The organism is Rathayibacter sp. AY1E3, from assembly GCF_002932235.1.
Taxonomy (GTDB): domain Bacteria; phylum Actinomycetota; class Actinomycetes; order Actinomycetales; family Microbacteriaceae; genus Rathayibacter.
The window spans coordinates 22,802-28,802 of sequence record NZ_PSVN01000025.1 but is presented as its reverse complement, the minus strand read 5'-3'; the positions used below and the strand labels follow the sequence as shown (position 1 = coordinate 28,802).

Below are 6,001 nucleotides of genomic sequence, written 5' to 3'. Positions count from 1 at the left end.
GCCCCCGGGTCGAGCACCAGGCCGCTCCCCGCGTCGTAGAAGACCCTCCCACCCGCTTGCATGGAGACACCGACCGACGACACGAGAGGGACAGTCATGACTCCGGAATCCCCCGAGCAGACACCGCCCGGCACCGAGGCCGAGCTGACGCCGAAGGCCGACCACGGCGAGACCACCTACCGCGGCACCGGCCGCCTCAGCGGCAAGGTCGCCCTCATCACGGGCGGCGACAGCGGCATCGGCAAGGCCGTCGCGATCGCGTTCGCGCGCGAGGGCGCCGACGTCGCGATCTCGTACCTCGACGAGCACGACGACGCCGAGGACACCGCCAAGTGGGTCCGGGAGGCCGGCCGCGAGGCGCTGCTCCTCCCCGGCGACCTGCAGGACCCGGCGCACTGCCGCGCCGTCGTCACCGAGACCGTCGAGCGCTTCGGCCACCTCGAGGTGCTCGTCAGCAACGCCGCCTTCCAGATGAGCCGCGAGAGCGTCACCGACATCCCGGACGAGGAGTGGGACCGCACGATCGCGACGAACATCAGCGCCTACTTCCACCTCGTGAAGTCGGCGCTGCCCCACCTGAAGGAGGGCGCGTCGATCATCGCGACGAGCTCGGTGCAGTCCGACCAGCCGTCGTACCAGCTGCTTCCCTACGCCGCCACGAAGTCGGCGATCCTCAGCCTCACCGCCTCGTTCGCGCAGGCGCTCGGCGAGAAGGGCATCCGCGCCAACTCGGTCGCGCCCGGCCCGATCTGGACGCCGCTGATCCCCTCGACCATGCCGGAGGAGGCCGTCGCCGAGTTCGGCGAGCAGGTCCCGCTGGGCCGCCCCGGGCAGCCGGCCGAGGTGGCCCCCGCCTACGTCCTCCTCGCCTCCGACGAGGCGAGCTACATCAGCGGGTCGACGATCGCCGTCACCGGCGGGAAGCCGATCCTCTGATCACGCTCCAGGGCACCGCTCACCCGCAGGATTCCGCGATAGGTTCCTGCGGGTGAGTGTCCACATCCGCAGCATCGAGACGGCGGTGCCGACCACGGTCCTGCGTCAGTCCGAGGTGCGCGACCTCTTCGCGTCCCAGCCCGCGATGACCCGGCTCGGGTCCCGCCTGATCGGCGCGGCCTTCGACGCGTCCGGGATCGACACCCGCAGCACGGTGGTCGACGAGCTCGACCGGGTCGAGCGGGAGGGTGCGAGCGTCTTCTACGACGCGGGGAGCGGCCTGGTGCTCGACCCGGGGACGGCCGCGCGCAACGCCGTCTACACCGAGCGCGCTCCCGAGCTCTTCACGGAGGCGGCCCGCCGCGCCCTCGCGTCCGCGTCGATGACCCCCGAGGACGTCACCCACGTGGTGACGGTCTCCTGCACCGGCTTCTACGCCCCGGGGCCCGACTACCAGCTGGTCCGCCGCCTCGGCCTCGCGCCCTCGACGCAGCGCTTCCACCTCGGCTTCATGGGCTGCTACGGCGCCTTCCCCGGCCTGCGCGCCGCCCGCCAGTTCTGCGAGGCCGACCCGGAGGCGGTCGTCCTCGTCGTCGCGGTCGAGCTGTGCACCATCCACCTCACGAGCTCCAACGACCCGGAGCAGATCGTCGCGACCTCCGTCTTCGCCGACGGCGGTGCGGCGGCCGTCGTCACCGCCCGCGAGGCCGCGCCCGGCACCCCGGTGCTCGAGCTCGACGCGCTCGCCACGACGCTCACCGACGAGGGCGAGACCGAGATGGCGTGGACGATCGGCGACCACGGCTTCTCGATGCGGCTGAGCACCTACGTGCCCTCGATCATCGGAGCGAACATCGAGGCGGCCGTCGCCCCGCTGCTGGCCGGCGCCGAGGTCGAGCGGAGCGACGTGCAGCGCTGGGCGATCCACCCCGGCGGCCGCAGCATCCTCGACAAGGTGCAGGCCTCGCTCGCCCTCAGCGACGAGCAGCTGGCCCCGTCGCGCGAGGTGCTGCGGACCAACGGCAACATGTCGAGCGCGACCGTCCTCTTCATCCTGCGGCGCCTGCTGCACGGCGAGGCGGCCGACGGCGAGCGGATCGGCGCGATGGCGTTCGGCCCCGGCCTCACCGTCGAGCTCGCGCTGCTCACCAAGCGGGGCGGGGAGTGACTCCGCGAGCCCCTCTCGCGCCGGACCTGCGCCACCGCGAGGTCTCCGAGCAGGAGCTGATGGACGACCCGGACTGCGACCGCACCCTGCTCGACGCCACCTACGCCCGCTTCGGCACCGTTAACCGGCTGGTCTCGGGGTGGCGCGGCCTCTACCGCTCGCGCCTGCGTCCGCTGCTGCGGCCCGACGAGCCGTTCCGCCTGCTCGACATCGGCTCCGGAGGCGGCGACGTCGCCCGCTCCCTCGCCGGCTGGGCCCGCGAGGACGGCCTCCGCCTGGCGATCACCGCTGTCGATCCGGACGAGCGCGCCTCCGCGTTCGCCACGTCGACGCCGGCGCCGCCCGGAGTCGAGTTCCGCCGCGCGAGCAGCGCCGACCTGGTCGCCGAGGGCGAGCACTTCGACCTGGTGACCTCCAACCACGTGCTGCACCACCTGTCGCCGGAGTCGCTCGCCGACCTGCTCGCCGACAGCGAGCGCCTGGCCCCGCGCGCCCTCCACAACGACATCGAGCGCTCGCGGCTGGCCTACACGGCCTACCTGCTGGCCACACGACCGATCGCGGCCGGCTCGTTCCTCCACTACGACGGGTCGCTGTCGGTGCGGCGCAGCTTCACCGCCGCCGAGCTGCGCGCGGTGGCGCCCGAGGGGTGGCGGGTCGAGCGCGCGGCGCCCTACCGGCTGCTGCTCGCGCGGGGCGAGGTGTGAGGACGCGGCGGAGGGTGAGCGCTTCCGGTCCGCTCTGGCTGCGCGCCGCCGCTGTCAGCTACTCCGCCAACTGCGCCCTCGGCACCGCCGTCGCCACCGGCGCTCTCCGCACGGGCCGCTGGCACTGGATCCATCACGCGCTCTACATCTGCACGTCGACGCTCACCGCTCTGGCCTGGGCGACGCTGCGACGGTCGGACACCCGCGCCGCGTCCGCGCTGGCTCCCGCCGCCGTCCCGCTGGCGGTGATCCCCTTCGCGGGGACGCACGGACGTCGGCACCCGGCGATCGCGCTGGCGGCGGCTCCGTTCGTGCTCGCCGCTCTCGGGCGGACGCGGCGGCCGGCGCGGCGCCGAGGAGTGCTCCAGCGTCTCAGGGCCGGGTCAGCCCTGCGCTGACGCGCCCCGGCTTCTAGCGCGGGGGCTCGACGTCGCGGTCGGGGTCGGAGCGGTAGGAGCGCAGCGCCTGCCAGCCGGCGATCGCGAGGATCAGCGCGCCGCAGAGCATCGTCAGCAGGTTCGGCACCGAGAAGCCGCTGCCCACGACCGAGTTGATGCCCGCGCCGAGCACGAACACACCTCCGAGAAGGTAGAAGATGACCCTCGTCTTCACCGTTCCACCGCTTCCCTCGAGCCTGCACAGGACCCTCGATGCTACCGCGCGCGCCCCGGGCCGCCGCCGCTCCCCCTCTGCGCGATCGATCGGGGCAGGATCGAGGCATGGAGTTCCTCGATGTCGTCCGGCGCCGGAAGACCACCAACGGCGCGTTCCTGCCCGACCCCGTCTCCGAGGAGCACCAGCGGCTCCTGATGGAGGTGGCCGGCCGGGCGCCCTCGCAGCTCAACAGCCAGCCGTGGCGGTTCGTGCTCGTCGAGGAGCGCGAGACGATCGACCGGATCGCCGCGATCAGCGGCGAGAGCATGACCACCGCGATGTCGAACGGCACGTTCTTCGAGCGCTACAAGCCCTACTTCCGCTTCAGCAGCGAGGAGATGGAGCGGCGGCGCGACGGGATGCTGTTCGACAAGCTGCCGGCTCCGCTCCGCCCCTTCACGAAGCAGGTCTTCACGAAGCGCGGGCAGTTCCTGATGAACTCCCTCCGCGTCCCGCAGACGCTCGGCGAGGAGAACCGCCGGCTCGTCGCGGGATCGCCGCTGCTGCTCGGCGTGATGCTCGACCGCTCCGAGTACCGGCCGGGCGAGCTCTCCTCCTTCTACTCGGTGTTCAGCATGGGCGCCGCGATGGAGAACGTCTGGCTGAGCACGGTCGAGCTGGGGATGGGGATCCAGTTCGTGTCGTTCCCGATGGAGGTGCCGGGAGCGTGGGCGCGGATCGAGTCGCTGCTCGCCGTGCCCGACGAGCTGGAGCTGATGGCGGTGTACCGGCTCGGCTACCTGCCTCCGGAGCAGCGGCGGCCGGCGATCGACTGGTCCTCGCACCAGCGGAAGCTTCCGTCGCAGTACGTCTTCCGCGGCACCTGCGCGACTCCGCAGGAGGGGTGGGACGCGCCGGCCGGGCCGTGACGGGATCCTGAGCGGCGCGGCCGGCAGCCGGAGGTGCCCGCGCTCGCTCCCGGGCCGGCCCCGGCCGACGGGAGATCCGCGACGGAGCATCGACTCTCGCTACATGCGTCGGCTAACGTGGCGCCCAGCACGCCCGGCAGTGCTACGTCCCGTCCGCGGGACTGTCAATGGGGGTCCGGCGTGTCTCCCGCCCGATTCCCCGCACCGGGGTCCGAGCGGATACCGTCCCCCGAGGAGCCGTCCGCCAGGGCCGGCCCGATGAACGAAGGGGGCCCGTGGCCACGCTCATCTACGGACCGCAGAACCTCGAGATCGAATTCGAGGAGCGCGTCCTCGCGCACCTGAAGGTCGCCGTCCTCTCGAAGCTGCGTCGCAACGAAGCCTTCTCGCTCTCGTGGATGGAGGACGCCTCCACCGGACACGGCCGGAGCTCCGTCTGGCTGCACCCGTCGGTGCCGCTGCACTTCCGCTTCACCGAGGCGCACCAGCCCAAGCTCAACCGCGCGTGGATCGAGCAGATGCTCAGCGTCGCCAGCATGCACGGCGAGCTCTCGGTCCTGCCGGAGCCCGAGGAGCAGCGCCAGGGCTCCTGAGCTCCGCCGCTCCTTGGCCCCGCTGCCCCCTGATCGCACGGCCGTCAACCCCGTCCCCTCTGCGGGGGACGCGAAGTACCGTCGAGAAGACGTCCCCGGAACCATCGGCGGACGTCGACGGACGGAGACGACCATGACGGACACCGCGCGAGCAACCGGCCTGCCCACCCTCACCCCGGTGCGGACGCTCCGCAAGGAGCAGCCGATCGAGCCGCGCCGCGTGCCGGACTCCGTCTCCGTCGGCTCCCAGCCGGTCATCGGCTGCCGGATCGACGTGAGCGGCCGCTCCTTCGTCGTCGAGCTCGACATGGCCGGCATCTTCTTGCGCCAGGTGCGCCGGAGCCTGCGCGAGGGCGAGGGCGGCCTCGTGCTGCTGCGTCACGTCGACGGGATCGAGATGATCCCGTTCTCGCGCGCGACGCCGTTCGACGTCTCGGACATCGTCTGCCCCGAGGGCGTCGAGCCCGCGGACGCCCGCTCGGCCCTGGGGCTCCGCGACCGCTGATCCGCGACGGGCGGCGTGCTCCGCCCCGCGCCCGCCGCTGAGCGGGATCAGGCGGGGAGCGACGCCTCGATCAGGTCGACGATCCGCGGGTCGTCGGGCTCGACCGTCGGGCGGAACCGGTGGACCGTGCCGTCGGCCGTGATCAGGAACTTCTCGAAGTTCCACTTCACCCGGCCGGCCTTGCCGTTCTCGTCCTCCGCCTTGGTGAGCTCCGCGTAGAGCGGGTGCGCCGAGCGGCCGTTGACGCGGACCTTCTCGAACATCGGGAAGGTGACCCCCCAGGTCGTCGAGCAGTACGCCTTGATCTTGTCCTCGTCGCTCAGCTCCTGGAGGAACTGGTTGCTCGGGAAGCCGAGGACCGTGAATCCGCGCTCCCCGTAGCTCTTCTGCAGGGCCTCGAGCTTCTCGTACTGCGGGGCGAGGCCGCAGCGGGAGGCGACGTTGACGATCAGCCGCACGGGCGGGTAGTCGGCGAGGGTCGACGTGGTGCCGTCGATCGTGGTGAGGGGGATGTCGGCGATCGTGTCGGGCACGGAGGGCTCCTTCGGACGTGGTGCGTCGACGCTACT

The 6,001-nt window shown here is 72.2% G+C and carries 9 protein-coding genes; 7 read left to right on the top strand and 2 right to left on the bottom strand.

What is annotated here, in order from left to right; genetic code table 11:
- Positions 1 to 96 precede the first annotated feature (96 nt).
- The 4 genes from C5C53_RS15325 to C5C53_RS15310 are packed head-to-tail and all read left to right on the top strand — an operon-like array spanning position 97 to position 3,209.
- Positions 97 to 936, top strand: coding sequence for an SDR family oxidoreductase (locus tag C5C53_RS15325; RefSeq protein ID WP_104233826.1), 840 nt, complete (start codon positions 97 to 99; stop codon positions 934 to 936).
- 52 nt (positions 937 to 988) lie between these two features.
- On the top strand, positions 989 to 2,104 hold the full coding sequence (locus C5C53_RS15320; protein WP_104250783.1) for a type III polyketide synthase: 1,116 nt from the start codon (positions 989 to 991) through the stop codon (positions 2,102 to 2,104).
- Complete coding sequence (locus C5C53_RS15315; protein WP_258060494.1) at positions 2,101 to 2,811, top strand: class I SAM-dependent methyltransferase; 711 nt, start codon at positions 2,101 to 2,103, stop codon at positions 2,809 to 2,811. Before C5C53_RS15320 ends, C5C53_RS15315 begins: the two co-directional genes overlap by 4 nt.
- A gap of 14 nt (positions 2,812 to 2,825) precedes the next feature.
- Positions 2,826 to 3,209 (top strand): hypothetical protein, encoded by a 384-nt coding sequence (locus C5C53_RS15310; RefSeq protein ID WP_104247377.1) that lies wholly within the window; start codon positions 2,826 to 2,828, stop codon positions 3,207 to 3,209.
- 13 nt (positions 3,210 to 3,222) lie between these two features.
- Here C5C53_RS15310 and C5C53_RS15305 read toward each other — a convergent pair whose 3' ends face one another.
- Positions 3,223 to 3,423 carry a hypothetical protein gene (locus C5C53_RS15305; protein ID WP_104223776.1) on the bottom strand — a complete coding sequence of 67 codons (201 nt, stop codon included), beginning with the start codon at positions 3,421 to 3,423 and terminating at the stop codon, positions 3,223 to 3,225.
- Between the two features lie 107 nt (positions 3,424 to 3,530).
- On the opposite strand from C5C53_RS15305, the gene C5C53_RS15300 reads away from it, so the two are divergent.
- The 3 genes from C5C53_RS15300 to C5C53_RS15290 all read left to right on the top strand — a co-directional run bounded on the left by C5C53_RS15300 (position 3,531) and on the right by C5C53_RS15290 (position 5,432).
- Positions 3,531 to 4,334, top strand: a complete 804-nt coding sequence (locus C5C53_RS15300) for a nitroreductase family protein (RefSeq protein WP_104233823.1) — start codon at positions 3,531 to 3,533, stop codon at positions 4,332 to 4,334.
- A gap of 275 nt (positions 4,335 to 4,609) precedes the next feature.
- The gene (locus tag C5C53_RS15295) at positions 4,610 to 4,927 is read left to right on the top strand and encodes a hypothetical protein (RefSeq protein ID WP_244229547.1); all 318 of its coding nucleotides are present in this window, start codon (positions 4,610 to 4,612) and stop codon (positions 4,925 to 4,927) included.
- 133 nt (positions 4,928 to 5,060) lie between these two features.
- A complete protein-coding gene (locus tag C5C53_RS15290) occupies positions 5,061 to 5,432 on the top strand; it encodes a hypothetical protein (protein ID WP_104223778.1) in 372 nt (123 codons plus the stop codon).
- A 47-nt stretch (positions 5,433 to 5,479) separates the two neighbouring features.
- Here the strand turns inward: C5C53_RS15290 and C5C53_RS15285 are convergent, their stop codons facing one another.
- Positions 5,480 to 5,965: a glutathione peroxidase gene (locus tag C5C53_RS15285; protein WP_244229546.1), complete on the bottom strand. Its 486-nt coding sequence runs from the start codon at positions 5,963 to 5,965 to the stop codon at positions 5,480 to 5,482.
- Positions 5,966 to 6,001 lie beyond the last annotated feature (36 nt).

What these genes read in the sequence shown, in the direction of transcription:
- C5C53_RS15325 (WP_104233826.1), top strand. Translation starts at nt 97, where the DNA reads ATGACTCCGGAATCCCCCGAGCAGACACCGCCCGGCACCGAGGCCGAG.
- C5C53_RS15300 (WP_104233823.1), top strand. Translation starts at nt 3,531, where the DNA reads ATGGAGTTCCTCGATGTCGTCCGGCGCCGGAAGACCACCAACGGCGCG.
- C5C53_RS15290 (WP_104223778.1), top strand. Translation starts at nt 5,061, where the DNA reads ATGACGGACACCGCGCGAGCAACCGGCCTGCCCACCCTCACCCCGGTG.